The 23,360-nt window shown below is 65.8% G+C and carries 6 protein-coding genes; all 6 read right to left on the minus strand.

Annotation, left to right across the window (positions count from 1 at the left end; all coding sequences use genetic code 11):
• Nucleotides 1-9 precede the first annotated feature (9 nt).
• Complete coding sequence (locus AC1AYN_RS05260) at nucleotides 10-459, minus strand: hypothetical protein (RefSeq protein WP_476532443.1); 450 nt, start codon at nucleotides 457-459, stop codon at nucleotides 10-12.
• Nucleotides 460-692: 233 nt separating this feature from the next.
• A complete protein-coding gene (locus AC1AYN_RS05265) occupies nucleotides 693-1,721 on the minus strand; it encodes a Gfo/Idh/MocA family protein (RefSeq protein WP_476532444.1) in 1,029 nt (342 codons plus the stop codon).
• Between the two features lie 135 nt (nucleotides 1,722-1,856).
• Nucleotides 1,857-7,862 (minus strand): beta-1,3-specific beta-L-arabinofuranosidase, encoded by a 6,006-nt coding sequence (locus AC1AYN_RS05270; protein WP_476532445.1) that lies wholly within the window; start codon nucleotides 7,860-7,862, stop codon nucleotides 1,857-1,859.
• A 1,275-nt stretch (nucleotides 7,863-9,137) separates the two neighbouring features.
• Nucleotides 9,138-13,763 carry a family 43 glycosylhydrolase gene (locus AC1AYN_RS05275; protein ID WP_476532446.1) on the minus strand — a complete coding sequence of 1,542 codons (4,626 nt, stop codon included), beginning with the start codon at nucleotides 13,761-13,763 and terminating at the stop codon, nucleotides 9,138-9,140.
• Nucleotides 13,764-14,181: 418 nt separating this feature from the next.
• Entirely contained in the window at nucleotides 14,182-19,269 is a 5,088-nt protein-coding gene (locus AC1AYN_RS05280) for a family 43 glycosylhydrolase (RefSeq protein WP_476532447.1), read from the minus strand.
• A gap of 485 nt (nucleotides 19,270-19,754) precedes the next feature.
• Nucleotides 19,755-22,967, minus strand: a complete 3,213-nt coding sequence (locus AC1AYN_RS05285; protein WP_476532448.1) for an immunoglobulin-like domain-containing protein — start codon at nucleotides 22,965-22,967, stop codon at nucleotides 19,755-19,757.
• Nucleotides 22,968-23,360 lie beyond the last annotated feature (393 nt).

The following is a 23,360-nucleotide window of genomic DNA, read 5'->3' on the forward strand; positions in this document are numbered from 1 at the left end:
CCAGCCATTTCATCCCGACGAGATAGCCGACACGCCGATGGTGAGCGGCACGCGCGCCCGGTAGGCGATGTATCCGAGCGCGATGGCGAGGCACCATCCGTTCGATTCCAGATACGGGTACGGCAGCAGCACGTCGACCGAGTAGGCCGCGATGGTCAGCACGCTGGAGACGGACGGCGTGACCGCGAACAGCGCGGTCGACGCGATGATGACGAGCTGCATCAGCAGTTTGGGCCATGCCCAATCCTGCGCGCCCATCAGTTCGACGCGCCACTGCGATGCGGACAGCGTCAGCGCCGCCAATGCGATCGGTACCGTCCAGCACCGCCATCCCAACGTCTCGCGGATGCTCCGCCCGACCGCGGCGATGCCACCGCCCCAGCCACCGGCCGCACCGCCGCCGGACCGAGTACCGCCACCGGCCGCACCGCCACCGGAACCGCCTTGTTTCGCCGTCATGGTCCGCTCCTCTCACGTCACCGTGCGATTACGCTTCCCAGCCTACGGCCGCGAATCCGCCGCCGGACCGTGCTTGTCGACTTCAGTCAACACGTGTTGACCGTCTGTCTCGCTCCCCGACTATCACAGTTCACTCCCCGATCATCACGGCTCGCTCCGAGGTTTGCCACGGAATAGTGCGACAAACCCCGGAGCGAATCGTACGCATCCGGGAGCGAACCGTCCAGTTCCCCCTACTCCTCTTCCGGGTAGGTCATGTGCCACTGGTCGCGGCGGATCTCGGTCATCATGTCCATCACGTCGCGCGTGTAACCGATGTGCAGGAGGCCCTCGACCTTCGCCGCGGCCTCATCGGCCGGAATCTCACCGGACAGGCCCGCCTCGTACGTGGCGATCGCGGCCTCCATATCCGCGACCTCGTAGGCGAGCGCGTGCGCGGTATCGCCCGCCTCGACCTCGCGCACCACGGCGCCGGTTGTGTCGTGGATCGTGGCGCGTTCGCCGCGCGGATAGTCGAAGATCTCCACGTAGCCGTTCTCGAACGCGATGGTGCCGCGCTTCGGCTGCTTCGCGTGCAGCGAGAGCGTGATCGTGGCCATCTGCCCGTCCGGGTTGGTCAGGAGGATGCCGGCCTGCTCGTCCACGCCGGTGGGCGCGGCCTTGACCTGCGAGACGATCCGGTCGGGCTTGGAGCTCATGAACCAACGCATGCAGGAGAGCGCGTACACGCCGATGTCGAGCATCGCGCCGCCCGCGAGATTGCGGTTGAAGAAGCGGTTGGCCATGTCGTACTCCTTGTAGGAGCCGAAGTTCATCTGGATGAGCTTGACCTTGCCGAGTTCGCCGCCTGCGATGATCCGGTCGAGTTCGCGGTACAGCGGCATGTGGTAGAGGGTCATCGCCTCGGCGAGCAGCACGTGGTTCGCTTCGGCGAGCGCAATCGCCTCGTCGAGCTCATCGGAGTTGAGCGTGATGGATTTCTCGCACAGCACGTGCTTGCCGGCGGCGAGCGCCTTGCGCAGGAATCCGATGTGCGTGTTGTGCGGTGTGGAGATGTAGATGACGTCCACGTCCGGGTCGGCGAACACGTCGTCGATCTCGTCGTAGACCTTGCCGATGCCGTACTTCTCGGCGAACGCGACGCCCTTCGCGTGCGTGCGGTTCGCCACCGAGTACAGTGTGCGTCCGCCCTGTTCCAGCGCCTGTTCGAGTTGGTTGGCGATGACGCCGCATCCCAGCGTCGCCCACTTGAGTTCGCGCATGTCGGTTTCCTTCCACGTCGATGGTTGCCTGCGGATGATTACGCCCCGATTATAGCCGTGGGATGCGGAAGGGCCTCCGCACCCGGGTGAGTGCGGAGGCCCTTCGATCAGTGTGACCAGTCAGCCGGTCAGCCGCTACGCGCGGCGCTTGCGCCAGATGGTCAAACCGATGCCGGCGGCGGCCAGTACGGCCACCACGCCGAGCACGCCGGCCACGGCGGCACCGGTCGAGGCGGTCACGCCGCCCAAGACACCGCCCAGGCCGGAACCGTTGCCGGCGCCCGGCTGTTCGGCGGCGGTCTTGGCGACATTGACCGCATCCCAGATGAGCGCGCCGTCGGCGAACTGGACGACGAACTTGGTCGCGCCCTGCGCGAGGTCGGCCGGCACGGTGACGACCACCGTACCGTCCTCACCCACGGTCACGCCGGAGGCGACGAGCACCGTCTTGCCGCCCGCGATCGCGTACACGTTCACGGTCTTGCCGGCGAACGCCTTGCCCGCGTTGAGCGTGAGCTTGGCGCCCGGCGCGACGGAGTCGACGCCAATCAGGCCGGTCACCTTGTTCGCGTCGGTCAGATCCTTCTCGGCCGGAGCGGGCTGCTCAGGCTGGTCAGGCTGATCCGGCTTGCCGTCATCCTTCGCGCTGACGGTCACCGCAATCGCGTCGGACTTGGTGTTGTCGACGGTGGAGGTGGCGGTGATGGTCGCCTTGCCGGCGGCCACGGCGGTCACCTTGCCGTTCTCGTCGACCGTGGCGACCGCGGCGTCGGAGGAGGTCCACGCGACGGTCTTCGCCGCGTCGCCGGTCACCTTCACGTCGGCGGTCAAGGCGGCGGTTTCGCCGGCCTTGAGCGCCAGCTTGCCGTCCTTGACGCCGTCACCGGTCACGGTCACGGAATCGACGCTCGCCGCCGGCGGCACCGGCGTCGGATCGGTCACGGTGATCTCGACCGGCGCGGACTCGACGCCGCCCGCGACGGCGACGACCTTGGCCGTGCCCGCCTTGACGGCGGTCACGAGCCCGGTCGCGCCGACGGTCACGACGCCTTCGCCCTCGCTCACCTTCCACGTGACGGTCTTGTCGTCGGCGTTCTCCGGCGCGACCGTCGCGTTGAGCTGCACGGTCTTGCCGGTTTCGAGCGCGATCTTGCCATCCGCGACGCCGTCGCCGAACACGGTGACGGACTGGACCGGAACGGCCTTGCGTACCAGATTGACCGTGTAGGTCTTGACGGTGGTGCCGTCGGCGGCGGTCACCTTGACGAGCACGACGCCGTCGGCGATGGTCGCGACGGCCTTCGCGCCGGAATCGTTGACTTCGGCGACGACGTCGGACGCCTTGACGGCGGCCGGATCGTCGACGGTGATCGACGCGCCGTCAGCGGAGGCGGCGGCCTTGAGGTCGACCGTCTGGCCGGCGACGGTGAGCGACTTGAGCGTCGCGTCATCGGACGGGGCCGGAGTCGGCTCGTCGGTGTCCGGGTTGAACAGCTCGGCCGCGGTGAGCGCGCGGTTCCAGATCTGGAAGTTGTCGACCTGGCCGCCGAAGTACGGGTCGTCGTAGAACGACTTGCCGAGGTAGCCGGAGATGTCGGACGTGCCGATGAAGTCGGCGGCGGTGAGCGTGGTCGACTTGGTGGCGACGAGCGCGCCGTCGAGGTAGTAGTCGATGGACTTGCCGCCCTTGACGACCACGTCGACGTGCACCCACGCGCCCTTGGCCGGGGTGGTGCCGGCGAGCTGGGTCTGCGTGCCGTTCTTCGACGCTTCGACGCGCGTGTTGGAACCGCAGGAGACGATGTTCACCAGGTAGTTCCTGTTGTTCTGGCCGAGCGCCCACGGGTAGATGCAGGTGTTGTTGCCATCCCACTGGTAGTCGGCGGAGATGGTGACGTCCTTCTGGTCGGCGGTGATCGCGCCGGCCGGAATCTGCACGTACGGGGAGGCGGTGCTCTTGGCGCCGCCGGTCAGCGTGAGCGCCTTGCCGTTGTCGGCGTGGTCGGACGCGGACGCGCCGTCGTTGACGACCTTGCCGTCGAGCTTGGAGCCGGCGGAACCGCTGTTGGCGATCGTGCCACCCTTCGCAATCGTGTCCTTGTCGAAGGTGTACTTGAGCACCGGACCGGTCGCGGCGGGCACGACGGCGCCCTCACGCACGATCTGCACCGAGTAGTACACGGTCGCCTCGTGGTTCTGCGCGACGGAGGCGATCTCCACGGTGGTGACGTCGCCGTCGAGCGCGATGGCGCGGGCCTTCGTGTCGTCGATGACGATGCCGTTCACCTTCACGTAGGCACCCGGCTTGTTCACGCCGATCACGGCCTCGACGGACTTGGCGTCCGCCGGAACGGTGAGCGTGTACTGGTGCTTCGCGGCGTCGAACGCGGGCGCGAGCGTGCCGGCGCTGAACTTGAGGGATTCGAGCGACGCGTCGGAGGAGAGCGCCTTCGCGTTCTGGATGCGCACGCCGTAGACGCCGCCGACGAGGCCGCCGTTGGACTTGAACATGACACGCACCTTGCCGTCCTTGACCTTCGCGAGGAGGTCGGCGGGCAGCTGCTGGACATCCCAGTAGAACTCGGTGTTGCCGACGGACTGGGTCTTGCGCGTGAGCTTGACCGCGTTGGCGGAGAGCTCGCCCTTCGAGTTGTCGGCGACCGGGGTCGGATCGACGTAGACGTCGAAGCTGCGGCTGTTGTCCGCGCCGACGTACTGGACGCCGAGATACTCGTCCTTGTCGGAGGAGACGGCGAGATCGTAGCTGAACCAGCCGCCCGCCTTCGCGTCACGGTACTGCTTGCCCTGCCACGTGCCGGCGGTGGAATCGTCGGACTTGGCGGCGTTGTGGGCGAGCTCCTGCTGGAACTCGTTGTCGAACGCGTCGACCGCGTCGGAGACGAGATCCGCGTTGGCGGCGTCGTTCTTCTTCTTGAGGATGTTCTGCTGGTAGGCGTCGGAGTCGACCTCGGCCATATCCCAGTAGATCGCGTACGTGGTCTTGTACGTCGAGTAGTAGGGCTGCAGCGTGAGGTTCGCGGCGTCGCCGTCCACGTTGGCGAACTTGAAGCTCAGGGTCTCGCGGGCGCCCGTGTTCGGGTCGTCGGTGCGCACCAGGTTGCCGGACAGGCCGTCCTCCTTGATGCCCTTGAGCCACTCGGTCACGGTCTGGCCGTTGGTCGGGATGACCGCGGCCTTCGCGTTCGCGTCGGAGTCGTAGTTGGCCACGCGGACCTTCACGCCACCGTACGAGTAGTTCGTCTTGTAGTTGGTCTCGGTGAGCGCGCCGGCGAGCACGACCGGGCCGTACTGGAAGGCGACCCAGTTCTTGTTGTCGGCGGTGTCGATGGCCTGGAGCTTCGCGGGCAGCGTGTAGGCGATCTGCGTGCCGTTCTTGACGGCGACCGTCACCCAGCCGTTCTTGTCCTTGGTGAGGGCCTGCTGCTGGCCGTCGACGACGAGTTTGATGCCGGAGGCGATGGCCCAATCCGGCACGCGCAGCTTGAGGTTCGCGGAGCCGGAGCCGGCCACGGAGAAGGTGACCGTGTCCTGCTTCGGGACGTTCGCGGTCTGCGTGATGGTCAGGTCATGGCGCTTGTCCGTGTAGGTGGACGACCAGAACATGTTCACGTAGACGTCGTTCTTGTCGGTGAAGTAGAACGAGTCGTTGAGCTTCGCGAAGTTCTCGATGCCCGTGCCCTGGCAGCACCAGTACTCGCCGATCGCGTTGCCGAACCACTGGGAGTCGTAGTCGGTTCCGGTCACGCCGAACACCTTCGGGTAGCCGGCCTTCATCGGCTGGAAGTACGTGGTCATGCCGGTCTCCGGGTTCTGCGAGGCCACGATCGCGTTGATGAACGTGTGCTCGTAGTATTCGGAGTACTTGGAATCCTTCGTCACCTGGAACAGGAGGCGGGCGAGCTTGAGCATGTTGTACTCGTTGCAGGTCTCCACGGTGGAGAAGTTGCGGTAGCCGCCGTTCTGGTCGCCGTTCTGCGTGGCGTCATGCCACAGCTGGTCGGCCACGTGGAAGTGCTCGGACTGCGAGTTGCCGCCGTTCACATACGTGTGGTCCTTCACGACGATGTCGAAGAAGTTCTCGGCCGCCTTGAGGTACAGGCTGGTGAGCTTGTCCTGCTCGTCCTTGGAGAGGCTGTTGTACAGGTCCTCGTCCTCGGTGTAGGCGACGTAGCGCTGCATGGCGCCGGTGAGCTTCGGAATCGTGGTGTTCGCGTGCAGGCCGTTGAGGACGTCCTGGCCGTTGGCGAGCTTCTCGAACAGCGCGGTCTCGTCGAAGAGATGCGCGGCCTCGAGCACGGTCTGCTTGTCCTTCGCGTCGGCGATCTCGGCGACCTGGTAGAGGGCGTCGTTCATGCCGCCGTATTCGGTCTTGAGCATGTTGGTGGAGGCGTGCGCCTTCTTCCAGGCGACGACCCACTTGGCGAAGTCGACGGCGGACGCCTTGGCGGCGTCACGCGTGTCCTGGTCGGTGCCGTACTCGTAGGCGAGCACCATGCCCTGCTCCACCTTGTGCAGGTTGTAGAACGGGACGAGCAGTCCGCCGCCGCCGTTCGGCACGTAGCTCACCGGGAACGCGGGGAAGAAGCCGGCGTTGGTGGCGTCATTCTTCGCGTAGGCCTCCTGCGCCTCGCGCAGGCCGGTGACGACCGCCTTGAGCTTCTCGGCGAGCTGCGCCTTCTGCTCGGGGGTGGCGAACGTGGAGCGCTGCGCCTGCGACGCGGCGGAGATCCAGTGGCCGACGAAGTGGCCGGTGAATCGGGTCGGGTTGCTGGAGCCGTCCGGGTTGCGGGAGGCGGACGGGCCGTTCTCCCAGCCGCCGTAGTTCTTCGCACCCTTGGTGTCGAGGCCCGCGTTGGCGCGGAATTCGGTGAGCAGTCGGTCCGGCTCGAAGCTCAGGAGGTATTCGACCTCTTTCTTGCCCGCGTTCTGCAGGTAGGAGTCGGAGACGGTCACGTTCTCCATACCCTGCTCGGACAGGTAGTTCTTCAGGTACTGGACGTCATGGTCGCCGCCGTTCTCGGTCTGCGCCGGCACGGTCACGGTGAACGTCTTCGAGACGGCCGCCGAGCCGTAGCTCGCGGTGACGGTGATCTTCGCGGTCGCGTCCTTCTCGCCCACGGCCGGGCGGGTGACGACGCCATCGTTGGAAATCACGGATTCGTTGTCGGAGGCATAGGTGAGCGTCGAACCGTTCGCGGCGTCGGCGGCGAAAGTGAGGTTCGCGGTCGCCTCGCTGGCGATGTCGACCTTGTCGAGCGCCGCCTGGGCGAGCGTCTTCGCGTCGAACTTGGCGTCGCCCTCCTTGACGAGGTTCTCGACGTCGGCGGTGGTGGCGACGGTGCTGTACTGGCGCACCTCGTCGATCGTCGCGTTGAGCGAATCGATCTTGTACTGGGCGCCGTTCCAGCCGAGGCCCTTCTCGTCCGCGGTGGTGCCGATCACGCCGGTCGCACCGTCCGCGCCGTAGTTATAGGTGACTTCGGTGGTCTGCTTGACGCCGTTGCGGTAGATTGCGGCGGCCTTCGTGTCGGAATCGTAGGTGACGACGACGTTCGTCCACTGGCCGGCCGGGAAGAAGTCGTCGCGCGCGGTCGGCACGGAGATCATGTACGGCTGCTTGTTGGCGTTCGCCGGGCCGGCGGACAGCTGCAGCGCCTTGTTCTTCGTGGTGGTCAGGTACCAGCCGTCGCCGTACCATGCGGCCTTGTTCCAGGCGATGAGCTGCTCGCCGCCGCCTATCGAGCCGTCCGGCTTGAGCCAGAACGAGAACGTGAGCTTGCCGGACTGCAGGGTGTCGGCGGTGCCGAGGCTCACATGCTGCTTGCCGGTGAGTTTCAGGGCCTGGCCCTTTGCGCCGTCGACGTAGCTGGAGCCGTCGCCGACGATGGTGCCGTTGTTCTTGGCGTTGGATGCGTCGTTCGTGTTGCCGTCGAACGCGAGATTCAGCACGTTATTCTCGCTGTTGGTGGCGGGGGCGATCATCGATGTCGCGTCGGCGGCCACGGCGGTGCCCGCGGTCATCAACGTGAACACCATCGGCAGCGCGACCACGGCCGCGACGCCTTTGCGCCACACGCCCTTCCCCTTCTGTTCGTTTCCGTGATTATCGGTAGTTCTCATACGCTGAGAGCCTCTCCTTCAATGCACTTCGTTGTTGTCGATTGTTATCGAATCGTTATCGAATCGCCCGCCGTGACAACCGCACACGGGCGCGGCGGCTCCTCTTACCGCCCGATCCGACGTTGTACCCGCATCGCTGCAGGCTGGGTGACGCCGTGCCCAAACCCACGAAACACAACGGTTTCGCGAAGCCTGCGCGCGGCATCACGGCACAGTCAAACTGCTTACAGCATTATATCGTTAGCGTTCACCGGGCGGAATGACGAAAGTGCGTGACAACGTTTTCGCACAACAGCGATGTGCGGTTCACACATGTCCGGGCACGACGCCCCCTCTGACGGGCTGAGCCGTGAAACGACGAAATGCAAAACGGTCTTTGGCCCCCTCTGACGGGCTGAGCCGTGAAGCGGAGAGCCCGGTGGGCTCTCCGTAGGCGAAGGCGAGCGACAGCGAGCTGATATGAGGTCGGCCGTAGGCCGTCCTTGATTGCGGTCGGGCTCCCGGCGAAGGCCGACTGGGGGAGAGACAGCGGCCGTAGGCCGCGGGAAACGGAATCGGCCTGCGGCCGATGCAATATCCCCGCGGTCTACGGCCGCTCATCTTCTCTCCCTCCGTCATCGCTTCGCGATGACACCTCCCTCGTCAGAGGGAGGCAATGGTGGCTGGCCTTATGTCGGTTCGCCTGTCGGCTCGCGCATCGCCTACAAACGCCTCCGGCGCTTGCCTCATCGAGGCCCCGCGCCCGATCCACGGCACATCAACCTAAGCAACACGCAATGCGCCTAAGAAACGAGGCAGCGCATCCGAAAACCCAGATGCACGCAGTCACAGCGCGCCACACAAGCGGCCGCGAGCGGAGTTGTGGCACGGCGACGTGCCACAACCCGCGAATCCGACGCGATTCCGGGTTACGTGGCTCGATAATCCCGCCACACAACCCCGATAACCCCTTCATAAACGCTTGCGTGGCACGATACCGAGCCACGCAAGTCTCTCCCAGCGCGATTTCCCCCAGTTGTGGCAGCCGCTCTGCCACAACTCCGCTCTTACGAGCTTATGTGGCATGCGCCGACGCCTACGGCGGGCAAAACCAGCGAGCAGGCACCATGGATACGACAAGAGGCCGTGGGCGGGGATTCTGGGATGGAATTCTCGCTCACGGCCCCTTGGGGTTGTGGTGTTGTGCGCAAGACTAGGAGCGGCTGGGGACCGCTGTCTCTCCCCCAGTCGGCCTACGGCCGACAGCCCCCTCGTCAGAGGGGGCTTAGAGAACCGTTAGGCCTGGCGCTTGCGCCAGATAGTCAGGGCGACGCCGGCGGCGGCCAGCACGGCGACCACACCCAGCACGCCCGCCACGGCGGCGCCGGTCTTGGACAGGCCGTTACCGGGGTTCGGTGTCGGCTGCGGCTTCGGGGTCGGCGGGTTCGTGGTGTCGTAGGCGAACGTGTACGTCTGCGCGAACTTGCCGTCCGGGCTCGTCACCTTGAACACCTGGCCCTTGGCCGCATCGGAGGTCACATCGGCGACCTTCCAGTCGACCGGGACGCCCTGTAGCTTGACCTTGCGGCCCTTCGCGATCTTGAACGGACCGGACTGGTCGTAGCGGAACGAAGTCACCTGGGCGCCGTTGTCCGCGTAGTTCGCGGTCACGGCCTTGAGGTCGGCCACGCTGTACTTGGTGTCCGGCGTCGGGGTCGGGGTCTCCGCCTCCTTGACCGACACGGTGAACGTGGCGGTCAGCTTCGGATCGGCCTTGGCCTGGACGGTGACGGTCACCGCATCGGACGCCTTCTCGGAGGAGAAGCCGAGCAGATCGTACTCGTCGGAGCTCAGCGCACGGGTGGTGGTGCCGCCGTTGCCGTCGGCCACGGTCGCGGTGACGACCAGACCGGTGGCGTCGAGCTGCTCACCGACCTTGTACTCGGTCTTCGTGGGCTTGGAGGTCACTTCGATGCCGAGGAGCGTGCCCTTGGCCGGGTGCTCCGGCTCGGGCGTGTTCTCGGCGAGCTTGCCCTGCGCCTCAGTCAGCGCGGCCACAGCGGCGTCCACGTCCTTCTGGGCGAGGCCGTTCGCCTCGAACGCGGCGAGCTGCTTCTTGGCGGCGTCACGGGCGGTGGTGAACGCCGTCCAGCTGGCCTCCGTATACTTCGCGCCATCGTCGCCGAGCTTGTCGGCCGCCTCGATCGCGCCCTGGAGCGCGGTCACGTCGGCCATCTCAACGGAGACGCCCTCATCGGTCGGATGGATGGTCTCCATGAGGCCGTCCGCGTCGAAGTGGATCTCGTCGATGGCGGTCTCGCGGTGGTAGCCGAGGCCGGAGGTGAACACGCCGAGCGGCGTGTAGTGACGGTGGTAGGCCATGAACCAGCGCTCGTTGCCGTTCTTGTCGATCACGTGCACGTCGGACTGGTGCGCGGTGCCCTGAAGGTTCTTGGAGGAATCCTTCTCGAGCAGCACGCCCTTGTACGTGATCGCGCCGTCGATCGAATCGGAGACGCCGTACTCGACGTGGTAGTTCGGCGAGTTGGCGTCGTCGCACGACCAGGTCCAGTGGTACTTGCCGTCGCGGTAGGCGACAACCACGGACTCGCGGAAGTTGCGCAGGCCTTCCAGCTTGCGCACGGTGCCGGCCTTGACGCTGACCATGTCGTCGTTGAGTTCGGCGATGGCGGGCGAACCGTTGCCGTACGTGATGTACGACTTGCCGGTGGTCGGATCGGTGAAGATCGACGGATCGATGGCCTGGCCGACGGTCACGCCTTCCATGGAACGCGTGACGATCGGCTGGTCGGCGGCCTTGTACGGGCCGGCCGGGTTGTCGGCCACGGCGACGCCGATCGCGGACTGGCCGTTCGGGTACTTGGCGCAGTAGTAGAAGTAGTACTTGCCGTTCTTCTTCTCGATGGTCGGCGCCCACGCGGAGCCCACGGACCACGGCGAGACGGTGGTCTGCTCGGTCCAGTAGTCCTGCTTCTGGCCCTCGTGGCTCTTGTCCACGTCGAGGATCACGCCCTCGTCCTTCCAGTTCACCAGATCGGTGGACGACCAAGCGTGGAAGTAGTTGCCACTCCAGCCGGAGAAGCCGTCGGTGGTCGGGAAGATCCAGAACTTGCCGTCGAAGTAGTCGATGTCCGGATCGGCGTACTGGCCGGGCAGCACCGGGTTGTTGCCCACAGTGGCCGCCTTGAGCGTCCACGTCTCGGACGTGCCGTCGGCGTAGGTGACGACCAGCGTGCGGTCCTTGGTAAGGTCCGCGGTGCCGCCGTTCGTGAACGACTTGCCGTCGAGCGTGAGCTTGACGGTGTCGGCGTCACGGTTGAACGTCACGGTGACCGGCGTCTTGGCGGGGTCGCCGCGACGGTTGAGCACGGTGGTGACGGTCTTCGTGGACCAGTCGAGCGCGGAACGCACGAGCGAGTGGTCGTCGGTGCCCCTTGCGGCGGACGGATCGGCCGGAACGGTGCCCACGGCGATGCTCTGCAGCGCGACCGGGCTGGAAGCCTTGATCTCGTCGGCGGTGAGCGCGCGGTTCCAGATCTTCACGTTGTCGAACGAGCCCTTGAAGTAGTCATCCTGGTAGAACGACTTGCCGAGGTAGGCGAGCAGGTTCTTGCCCAGATCGGTGACCTTGTTCTTGGTCGCCGCGTTCTGCGCCACCTGGGCGCCGTCCGCGTAGACGGTCATCACGTTGTCGTCGAGGGTGACGGTGACCTTGTGCCACGCGCCGTTGCCGGTGAGCGAGGCGTTGGCCGCGTCCTCCGCGCCGTACGAGTTCGTGGTGATGCGGCTGGCGAGCTCACCCGAGTTGTTGTACTTGAGGAAGTAGTACTTCTGGTTGTCCTGGCCGAAGGTGAACGTGAACTGGTTCGCGTTGATCTCGGACTTGACGTCCATCTGCACGGTCAGCTTGTTGCGGCCGTCGAACAGGCCCTGCGGGAATTCGGCGTACGTGCCGGAGGCGCCGTCGAGCGTCAGCACGTTGCCCTTCGCGGAGTCCTCGGAGACCTTGGCGTTGCCGTTGAAGGTGAGATCGTGCTTGTTGCCGGTGGTGTCGGTGCCCTTGCCGTCCTCGAAGTCGTAGGAGGCGATCGGCGCGGAACCGGCCTTGTCCGGGTCGACCGGCTTGACGGTGCCGGAGTCCTCGCCATAGGCGTCGAGGACGGCCTTCTGCTCGTCGGCGGTCAGCTCGACCACGGTGCCGTGACGGAACTTCTCGCTGAAGCTCACGCCGGAGGCGGCGGAGAAGGTGCGGCCCTTCTTCAGGTCGGACAGACGGTCGATGGTGAAGCCGCGGTAGCCGCCGTTGTCGCCCATGACCATCCACGCGCCGCTGTTGAGCTGGTAGGCGGTGAGGCCTTCGATGTGGTTGCTCAGGCCGGAGGCGGAGGTGGAGATCACCTTGTCACCGGTGATCTTCGAGGTGCCGTCGGCGTTGATGTCGGAATCACGCTCGACCAGGCGGGTCCACTTGCCTTCCAGCGAGGAGGCGACATCCACGGTGGTGAACCAGTCGGAGGTGGAGAAGCGGTAGTAGTCGCCGTCATCGCCCTTGACGATCGTGGTGTCGATGATGTTGTGCAGGCTCTGCGAGCTCTGGTCGATCCAGACGGTCGGGTTCTCGAAGGACTCGAAGTCCTTGGTGTGGGCCTTGTACACCTTCAGCGCGGTGTTGGAGGTGGTGGGGTCGTTGCCGCCGGTGGACAGGTCACGGCTGGACCAGTACACGAGGTAGTCGTTGGACTCGGCGTCCCAGATGGCTTCGGGAGCCCAGGCGTTGCCGACCTTGCCCTCGAGACCGGTGGAGACGAGCTTCGGCGTGGTCCAGGTCACCAGATCCTTGGACTTGGAGACGACCAGGTACTTGCTGGCGTTGATCTGGCCCCAGCCGCCGCCGGAGGCGGAACCCTCGGCGTGCAGATCGGTGCCGATCATCACGTACTTGTTGCCGTCCTTGTCCGGGGATTCGAGCTTGAGCAGGTGCGGGTCGCGCAGACCCTTGGTGCCCACGGTGGACGTGATGACGGCCTTGCCGCCGTTGAGCGCCGTCCACTTGTAGCCGTCGGCGCTGTAGCCGAGGTTCACCTTCTCATAATCGGTGGCCTTGAAGTTGAGCCACAGGTAGCCGTTGTTGCCGTGTTCGCCGGCGCCGGGCAGTACGGAGGACTGCTTCTTGGCGGCGAGACGGTCGGCGGTGTCCTTCTTCGCGGCGTCCGCGGTCGCGGCGGAATCGGCGACGGTGATGCCGTCATACGTGCCGTTGAGCACGAAGCTGGTCTCGTAGCCGTGGCCGATGTACGCCTGCGTGCCCTGCTGCGCGCTGAGCTTGAAGCCGAGCGCGGTCGGGGCGAGGATCTGTTCGCCGTCCATGTAGACGGCCACGTTGCCGGTCGTATCGTTCTCGTTGTAGACGACGGACAACGCGGCCCACTGGCCGACTTCCGGCGTCTTCGAGAGGGCGGCGGTCTTGCCGCTGTTGCCGCCGGCGGTCGCGCCGTAGCCGAGTTTGCCGGTACCGAGCAGCAGGTTGACGGCCTCACCCTTGGTGCCGATGGTGAATGCGGATGATTTCTCGTTCGCGTCGCCGGCGAGCTTGACGTCGGCGTTGAGCGTCCATGCCACTTTGTTGAACACGGTGGCGTCCTTGAACGTGGCGACGGCCTTGGTGGGCACGCCGTCCGTGGCGCTGCCGTTGACCCAGCTGCCGGAGATGTTGACGACCTTGCCGTAGTCGGCGTCGTCGGCGATGGTGGCGTTCGCATCGCCGGAGGCGACGGTGATGCCGCCGTTCTCCTCAAGCGACGTGGCGTCCGCGGCCATCGCGGTGCTCGGCCCCAGGGCGAGCCCCGCGACCATCATCGGCAACGACGCCAGCGCCGCCACCAGTTTCTTCCAGTTCCCCATAATGCTCCTTCGATGAGGGGACTTCGCTTTCCTCACATCGCCGGCGATGGCGGCCGTCACCCTTCCGCTGTGACGTTGTTCCCCACCGTTCCCCGGCGATTCCCGCGATTCCGCAGTCGACAACGGCCACGAACCCGCAGATGTACGTTCCCATTGTACTGTGAACGCTACCATTACGCCACGCCGAAAGCGGTTACAGGGAAACGGATGATTCAGACACGAGACGAATAAGCCCCCTCTGACGAGGGGGCTGTCGGCCGCAGGCCGACTGGGGGAGAGAAAAGGAGCGACCGCTGGCCGCGGGAATATCGTATCGGCCGAAGGCCGATTCCGTTTCCTGCGGCCTGCGGCCGCTGTCTCTCCCCCACCCGGCTTCGCCGGGAGCCCCCTCGTCAGAGGGGGCCAAGACGACGTCGCGCTACGCGCGGCGCTTGCGCCAGACGGTCAGGCCGATGCCCGCGGCGGCGAGCACGGCCACCACGCCCAGCACGGACGCCACGGCGGCACCCGTCTTGGACAGAGCCGCACCGTTGCCGGACGGCTTGGCCGTCGGCTTCGTCACGGCACCACTACCGTTGCCCGAGCCGTTGCCGGCACCTGGCTTGGTCGCGGAACCGTTGCCCGAGCCGTTATCACCAGCACCGTTGTCACCCGCACCGTTGTCACCGGAATCGCCCTTGGCGGTCACGGTCACGGTCACGCTGGCGGTCTTGCCGCCCGCGGTCGCGGTGATCGTGGCGGTGCCGGCCTTGACGCCGGTCACCTTGCCGTTCGCGTCGACCGTCGCGACAGCGGCGTTCGACGTCGTCCACGCCACATCCGCATCGGACGCATCGGACGGCGTCACCGTCGCCTTCAACGCGACGGACGCGCCTTCCTTGACCGTCACCTTGCCGTCCGCGACGCCGTCGCCGGTGATCGTGACGGACTCGACCGGGACGGTGGCCGGCTTGGCGGCGACCTTGACGGTGTTGACGGTGGTCAGCTCGAACGTCTTCGACGGGGACGCGCCGGCGGTGCCCGGCTGCGCGTTCTGGAGGACGCCGGTCGTGTTCTCGCCGATCGCCTTCGCGAACACGGTCTTGCCCGCGTCCGCATCGGTCAGCGTGTACTCGGCGGCGGTCGCACCGTCGATGGCGACGGCCTTCGCGACGTCCGCGGAATCGGCGGAATCCGCGCGATACCACTGGACGGACGAGAGCTTCCAGCCATCGTTGAACGCGGCGGTCAGCGTCGTACCCACCGGAGTCGTCGCATCCGCGGAATCACCGGCGACCGCGCCCGTGACGGACACGGACGGCGTGGTCTCCGGCAGCACGCCCTCGTACGTGACGGGGATCGTCTCGATCTTGCCGTCCTTGTCGTACGTGACGCGGGCGATGCGGATCTCACGCTTGTTGCCGTTGGCGAGCTGCGCGTTGTTGTGCGTGGAATCGTAGCCGCGCGGGCGCATCTCGTCGGTGAGGAACGCGTGGTACACGACGTACCAGTCGTCGGTGCCCGGAACCTGCACGAACGAGTGGTGTGCGGTGCCGAGGATGCCCTTCGCGTCGTCCTTCGACAGGATGTAGCCGCCGTACTGCCAATCCGCGCCCTTCACGTCGCTCAGCTTCTTGGCGGAGACGTACGCGTAGCCGACGCTGTAGCGCGGCTCGTTGGTGTCCCAGCACGAGTAGCTGTAGTAGTAGATTGTGTTGCCGGGCTTGTTCGGATCCGGACGGGACGTGATGTAGGAGCCCTCACGCATGTCCTTCGTGGCGTTGGTGGTCACCGTGGTGCCCGCCTTGATGCCGGTCATGTCGTCGTTGAGCTCGGCGTACTTGCCCGGGGACTGGCCCCACGCGAGATAGTACTTGTCGGGCTCGTTCGGGTCCTGGAACACGGCCGGGTCGATGCTCGACTCGACCTTGACCTTCTGGATCTTGTAGCCGGACGTGATCGTGCCGCCCTTCGCCGGGTCGGAGATGGCCACGTTGGTCATGCCGCCACCGGAGAAGTACAGGTAGAACTTGCCGTTGCGGACGGCGAAGCCCGGGGCCCACGCCTTCTCCTTGCGGCCGTCGATCATGTCGTTGTAGTCCTTGGACAGGTCGACGACGGTGCCCTTATCCTCCCAGTTGACCATGTCGGAGCTCTCGAACACGTGGATCGAGTGGCCGGCCCAGCCGGAGTAGCCGTCGGTGGTCGGGAAGATGTAGTACTTGCCGCCATAAGCGACGACCTGCGGGTCGGCGAAGAACTTCCAGCCTTCGTTGCCGGTCGGATCCTTCTCGCCGATGCCGGAGGCCTTCGCCTCGTCGCCGCTGATGCGCACCGGGGTGACGAGCACCTCGACGCCGACCGTGTAGTCCACGGTCTTGCCGTCGTAGGTGAGCTTCAGCTTGAGCGGCTGTGAGTAGTCGGCGATCTTGTTCAGGTCGGCGGCGGTGAGCGTCTTGCCGGACTCGTCCGCGACGGTCACGCCGTCGGGGATCTCATAGTCGAAGGAGACCTTCGACTTGTCCGACTTCGCGCCGGTCTTCGCGTCCGACCAGTAGTCGAGCACGATCGTCTTCGTGACCGCGCCGGAACCGTCGGTGGCGGTGGTCGCGTTCTGCGAGAGGATCTGGTCGGTCTTCTTCACCTTGAGCGCGGCGGCCGGGCCCTGCACGTCGAGCGCGGACTTCGCGTAGTTGTAGACGTTCACGTCGTCGATACCTCCGTTGTAGGTGCCGTCGGCCGAGTAGAACGACTTGCCGAAGTACGCCTTCGTGTTCCTGCCGAAATCGGTGATCGCCACGTCGGTGTCGACCTGGCCAGCGAGTTCGCCGTCCACGTACAGCGCGATGTGCTTCGCGGTGACGGTGAGCGTGTACTTGTGCCACGTCTGGGTGTCGATCGCGCCGGAGATCTTCTCCTCGCTCTGGTACGAGCCCTTCGTGATGGCCACGTACGCCTCGTTGCCGCGCAGGCGGATGAACAGGTACTTGTTGTTGTCCTGGCCGAGCGCGAACGAGAAGAAGTTGCCGGAGGTCTGGCGCGACTTCGACGAGAATTCGAGCGTGAACTCGTTGCGCCCGTCGAACAGGCCGGTCGGCAGCTCGGCGTATCCGCCGTCGCCGCGCAGCTGGATGACCTTGCTGCCCCAGTCGCCCGGCTTGCCGAACTCCTTGACGCCGTTGAGCGTCAGATCGTTGCCGTTGCCGGTCGTGTCCTTGCCCAGATCGTTGTCGTCCTCGAAATCGTAGGACGCGATCGGCTTGGAACCGGACTTGTCCGGCGTGACCGGCTCAAGCGGCTGGTTCTCGTCGAACGCCTTCATGACCGCCTCGTATTCGGAGGCCGTGATCGGCAGGATCGTGCCGTGGCGCTTCTTGAGGGAACCGAAGTTGACCTTGCTCGCGGCCGCCCAGTCGGCGGTGTCGGTGCTGCCGAGGTCCGCGGAGTAGAACGGCAGGTAGCCCTTGCCCTCCGCGTACTGGTCCCACATCAGGCCGTACTTCATCTGCTTGCCGTTCGCGGTGAGCACGTCGTCGTCGTTGTAGCGGAACAGTTCGGGGCCTTCCAGCTTCTTGCCGGTCCACTTGCTGTTGCCGACGAGGTCGCGGAAGTAGCCGACGAACTCCCACTGCTGGTCGTCCTTGCCGTGGTTGTAGCCGTCGCCTTCGCCCACGAAGGTCGTCGCGGTCGGGTTCTTCGTGCGCTCGACGCCGAGCTCGGTGTCGCCGGAGACACGGTAGTAGTAGCCATCGTCCGCCTTGAGCATCGTCGTGTCGATCACCGACTGCGGGCGGTCGATCCACTTGACCGGCGTGCTGAACGTCTTGAAGTCACGCGTCAGCGAGTAGTACATGTTGGTCGGGTCGGCGGCGTTCGGATCCTTGTCGTCCTGATCGGACGTGGTCGCCCAGTAGACCATGTACTGGCCGAGTTCCGGAATCCAGTAGGCTTCCGGCGCCCACGCCATGGCGGCGTGCGGGATCTTCGACGCCACGTCCACGGCGTACGGCTCGCCCCAGTTCACCAGGTCGTCGGACTCCCAGACGATGAGGTCCTTGCTGCCGTTGTACTTCTGCGCCGGGTTGTCGCCCCAGCCGCCGCGATGGTAGATGCTCAGGTCGGTGGCAATCAGGTAGAAGTGGTCGCCTTCCGGGGAGCGCACGAGGTACGGGTCGCGCACGCCCTTCTCGCCCAGATCGGAGGTGAGCACCGGGTCGCCCGCGGAACGGGTGTCATGCCAGGTGAGTCCGTCCTTGCTGGTCGCGAAGTACATCTGCTCGTCGGTGGCGTTGCGTTCCGTGCCGGTGAAGTGCGCGAACAGGTAATCCGTGGTCTTCGGCTTCTCGACGGCGGCCTTGACGGTCAGGGCGAAGGTCTTCGTCGCGGTGGAGCCGTCCTTGCCGGTGACGGTCGCGGTGAGCGTCACCTTCGTGTCCGCCTTCTGACGGGTGACGACGCCGGCGGGAATCTCGCCGTTGCCGCCGGTGGCATGGTCGGTGACGACGTTCGCGTCACTCGACTTCCAGCTGATCGTCGAACCGTTCACGGTACCGGTGGTCGGCAGGGTGATGCTGGAACGCACGTCGTCGGCGTTCGGGATGGTGAGCGCGTTGGCATCCGCCTCGGCCTGCTTGGTCTGCTGCGTGCCGGCCTCGTAGTCCTTCTTGATCTGGTCGGCGGTGTGCGCGGAACCGTAGATCTTCAGATTGTCGAGCAGTCCGGAATAGTATTCGCCGTTCACCCAGTTCGCCTTGCCGAGCTGGAGGACGCCGCCGTCCGCGCCGAGGATGTCCGCGAGTCCCTGCTTGACCGCGCCGTCGGGCGTGGCCGTCGCGACCTGTTCGCCGTCGATGTACAGCGTGGACGAGGTCGGCGCGAGCACGATGTCGACGTGACGCCAGTCGTTCTTCAGGTCCTTCGCCGCGACGCTGCCGGATTCGTTGCGTCCGGAGCCGTCGTTGTTGTAGCGCTGGAACGTGAGCGACGTGGTCAGATCCATGACGCCGAGGTAATGCTCGGACTTGTAGACTGGTGCCTTCGCGTCGGGCGCCGCGTAGAACGACCAGCCCTGGCCGGTGCTCGCCGACTTCGAATCGTAGCTGATCGTGACGGCGTCCTTGCCCTTGAGCACGGCCGAACCGTCGGACTTGGTCACGTCCAGCCAGAATCCGGAACCCAGTTGGGCGGCGGTCGTGCCGTCCTTGCCGGTGCCGGTCGCGGCCTTGCCGTTGATCGTCGCCTTCACGCCGGTGGTCGCGTCGGTGATGCTGCCGGTCGCGCCCGCCTTCACGTCGTTGAAGTCGAGGTTCGCGAGCAGGTCGGTATCCGCGGCGTCCGCTGCGGGCGTCGCGCTGCCGCCCGCGCCCGCGGCGTTCTGCGCGACGGCCTGTTGCAGCGCCTGTTGCGCGGTTTGTGATTGCGCGGTTGCGGCCGATGATGACGCGTCCGCGGCCGTCGCCGATGGCACAATCGTCATCAGCATCGGCAGCGCCGCGACTGCGGCCACCGCTTTCTTCCAACTCCCCATAATGCTCCTTCGGTAAGGGGATTGCTTCCTCGCACATCCGATGCCCGCTTGCGACATCGTCCCCGTTCGCAGGCTCCCATCGGAGCTCTTCCACCACTCCCCCAAGGTACCCACGACCGAACAAACCAGCATCGGCCATGTACAATCCCCCATCATACCTGTGAGCGGTAACAAAAACCATGGGGCATACAATTAGGCCCCCTCTGACGGGACATCGCCGTGAAGCAAACGCCGGAGGCGTTTGTAGGCGATGTGCGAGCCGACAGGCGAGCCGATGTGAGGCCGGCCGCAGGACGTCCGTAATCGCGGTCGGGCTGTCCGCGGCAGCGGACTGGGGGAGAGAAGAAGAGCGGCCGCAGGCCGCGGGGAAATCGAATCGGCCTGCGGCCGATACCGTATCTCCCGCGGCCTGCGGCTGCTGTCTCTCCCCCACCCGGCTTCGCCGGGAGCCCCCTCGTCAGAGGGGGCCAAGGACACCGATCGCGTTAGGCGCGGCGCTTGCGGAGGGTGAGGGTGGCGCCGGCGGCGGCGAGCATCGCCGTCACGCCGATCAGGCCGGCGACGGCGGAACCCGTCGCGGACAGGCCGCCCTTACCGGCGTTCGCGCCGTTACCTTGGTTCGTGCCATTACCCGCACCCGGGTTCGGGTTCGGCGCGGGGGTGCCAGCGTACGCGAACGCGTAGGTCTGCGTGAACGCGCCATCCGGGCTGGTCACCGTGAAGGTCTGGCCCTTCGTGGCGTCGGGCGTGATCTCCGCGATCTTCCAGTCGATCGGAACGCCCTGCAGCTTCACCTTACGGCCAGCAGCGATCTTGAACGGACCGGACTGGTCGTAACGGAACGAAGTCACCTGAGCGCCGTTGTCCACGTAGTTCGCGGTCACGGCCTTGAGGTCCTCCACACCGTACTTGGTCGCCGGCTCGTCGCCGGACTTCTCGACCTCGAGCGTGAACTCGACGGTCTGGTCGCCGGCCGTCACCGTCACCGTGGTCGTGCCGGCCTTGACGCCGGTGAACGTGGCGGTGTCGCCGGTCGCCGGGTCGACGGAGGCGACGGACGGATCGGCGGAAGTCCACGTGACCTGCGTGCTGTCGGCGAGGCCGCTGGTCATGGCGCTGAACGTGGCCGTCGCACCGGCCTTGACCTTGACGGTCGTGCCGGCGACGGACGCGTTCGCGGAGTCAAGCACGGTGAGCGACTTGGCGGCCGCGGCGTCCTCGGAGTAGTTGTTCTGCAGCGTGGTGCCGTTGTAGGCCTTCATCACCGCGTCATACTCGGTCTTCGTGATCGGCAGGATCGTGCCGTGGCGCTTCTTGAGCGAACCGAAGTTCACGGAGGAGGCCGACGACCAGTCGGATTTGTCGGTGCTGCCGAGGTCCGCGGAGTAGAACGGCAGGTAGCCCTTGCCTTCCGCGTACTGGTCCCACATCAGGCCGTACTTCATCTGCTTGCCGGCGGTGTTGGTCGGAATGTCGTTGGAGTTGTAGCGGAACAGCTCCGGACCTTCCAGCTTGGAACCGGTCAGACCGGTGCCGGTGAGGTCGCCGAACGTGCCGACGAGCGTCCACTGCTGGTCGTCGTTTCCGGTGTTGTAGCCGGGCGCGGTCTCGCTTTCGGTGACGGCGAGCGGGTTCTTCGTGCGCTCGATGCCGAGGTAGGTGTCGCCGGAGACGCGGTAATAGTAGCCGTCGTCCGCCTTGAGCATCGTCGTGTCGATGACGGAACGCTCGCGGTCGATCCACTTGACCGGGTCGGAGAAGTGGACGAAGTCACGCGTGGTCGCGTAGTACATGTTCATCTGGTCGCCGTACTTGTTGCCCAGCGGGTCGCTGGCGGCACCGTTCGTGGTCGTCGCCCAGTAGACCATGTATTCGCCAAGTTCCGGAATCCAGTAGGCTTCCGGCGCCCAGGCGCAGCCGGCACCCGGGATCTTCGAGGCGACGTCGACGAGGCGCGGCTTCGACCAGGAGACGAGGTCATGGGATTCCCAGATGACGAGCTTGGTGCTGCCGCCCGCGCCCGGACGGAAGTGCCAGCCGTAGTGCTTGACGCTCAGGTCGGTGGCGATCAGGTAGACGGTGTCGCCCTCCGGGGAACGCACGAGGTACGGGTCGCGTACGCCGGTCTCGCCCACGTCGGAGGTGAGCACCGGGTCGCCGTCCTTATGCGTATCGGTCCACTTGAGACCGTCCTCGCTGGTGGCGAAGTACATCTGCTCGTCGGTGACGTTGCGCTCGGAGCCGGTGAAGTGCGCGAACAGGTAGTCGGTGGTGGCCTCCTGCTTGACGGCCTTCTTCACGGTCGCGACGAAACGCTTGACGGCGGTCGCGCCCTCGACGGAGGCGGTGAGCACGACGGTCTTGTCGCCGTCGGACGGACGGGTGACGACGCCCGGCGCGACCTTGCCGTCGGCCTTGTCGGAGATGACGGACGGGTCCGACGAGGTCCACGTGATCGGGCTGCCGAACTTCGAGCCGGTGGTCGGGAGCGTGATGCTCGAGTACACGGCGTTGAGGTTGCCGAGGTCGATCGCGTCGAGGTCGGCCTGCGCCTTGTCGGCGGCGGATTCCTCATGCTCGACGGTGACGGCGAAGGTCTTGGACTCGCTCGTTCCCACGACGGTGGCGGTGAGCGTCACCTTCACGTCCGCCTGGTCGGAGGCCGGGCGGGTGACGGTCGCCTTGCCGGTCGCGGCGTCGATCTTGACGGCGTCGTTGTCGGACGTCCACGCGATCGCGGTGCCGTTCGAGCTGACCGGCACGGTGAAGTCGGCGGTCACGGATTCCGGCACGTCCGCGTTGGCGAGCGCGTCGGCGATGGCCGCGGCGGTGGAATCGTAGACCTTGAGGTTGTCGATGTCGCCGGTGAAGTATTCGCCGTTGCCCCAGTTGCCCTTGCCGATCTGGAACACGCCGCCCTCGGCGCCGAGGATCGACGTCAGCGGCGAATCGGCGGTGTCGGTGGAGACGCCCTGCTGCTTGCCGTCCACGTACAGCGCGGAGAACTCGTCGGTCACGACGATGTCGACGTGCTTCCAGTTGCCGGCGGTTCCGGCGTTCTTGTCGATGGTGGCCTTGTCGGAGTTGCGGCCGTTGATGTAGCGCTCGACGCGCGTCTTGTTGGTCTGGTCGAGCACGCCGAGATACGTGGGCGCGTTGCCGTTGACGCCGTTCGCGTTCGGCGCGGCGAAGACCGTCCAGGCGCCGCCGGTCGCGTTGGCCTTGGAATCGTAGCTGATGGTGACGGCGTGCTTGCCCTTGAGCAGGGCGGAACCGTCGGCGTTGGTCAGGTTCAGCCAGTTGCTGGAGCCCAGCGTGAGCGCGGTCGTGCTGTCCTTCGCGTTGGTCGCGGTCGCGGCCTTGCCGTTGATGGTCGCCTTGGCCTTGCCGGTCTTGTCGTTCAGCGTACCGGTCTGGTCGGCCTTGACGTCGTTGAAGTCGTAGTTGGCGAGCAGGTTCGCGTCCTTCTCGTAGTTCGCGAGGTCGCTCGGACCCTCGGTGGGTGTATCGGCGGCTGCGGCGGCGGTATCGTCCGCCGTGATCGTTCCGTTCTGCGCGACGGCGGCCGCGAGCGCCTGCTGCGCGGCCGGCGTGTTCGCCGCCGACGTCGTCGCATCGGCCGCGTTCGCGGCCGGCGCCAACGCCATCAGCATCGGCACTGTGGCCACCAGCGCCACCGCCTTCTTCCAGTTCCCCATAATGCTCCTTCAATCAGGGAATCATGTTCTTCCGACGGTCTCCTCCTCGCCCACCACCGCCTACCTTGCGATGCCGGGATTCGCCTGTGCACCAGCCGCCCATCGAAGACCTCACCATCTTCCCCAAGGAGCCGATGACCGAACCTACCATCGGAAATGTTCGTTCCCATCATACATGTGAGCGGTCACAAAGCCACGCCGAAAGCGGTTGCAGAACTCGGGCCGACCACAGGCCGTCCATGATTGCGGACGAGGTGTCATCGCGAAGCGATGACGGAGGGAGAGAAGAAGAGCGGCCGCAGGCCGCGGGGAAATAGTATCGGCCGAAGGCCGATGCCGTATCTCCCGCGGCCTGCGGCCGCTGTCTCTCCCCCAGTCAGCCTGCGGCTGACA

The organism is Bifidobacterium sp. LH_413 (assembly GCF_056357015.1).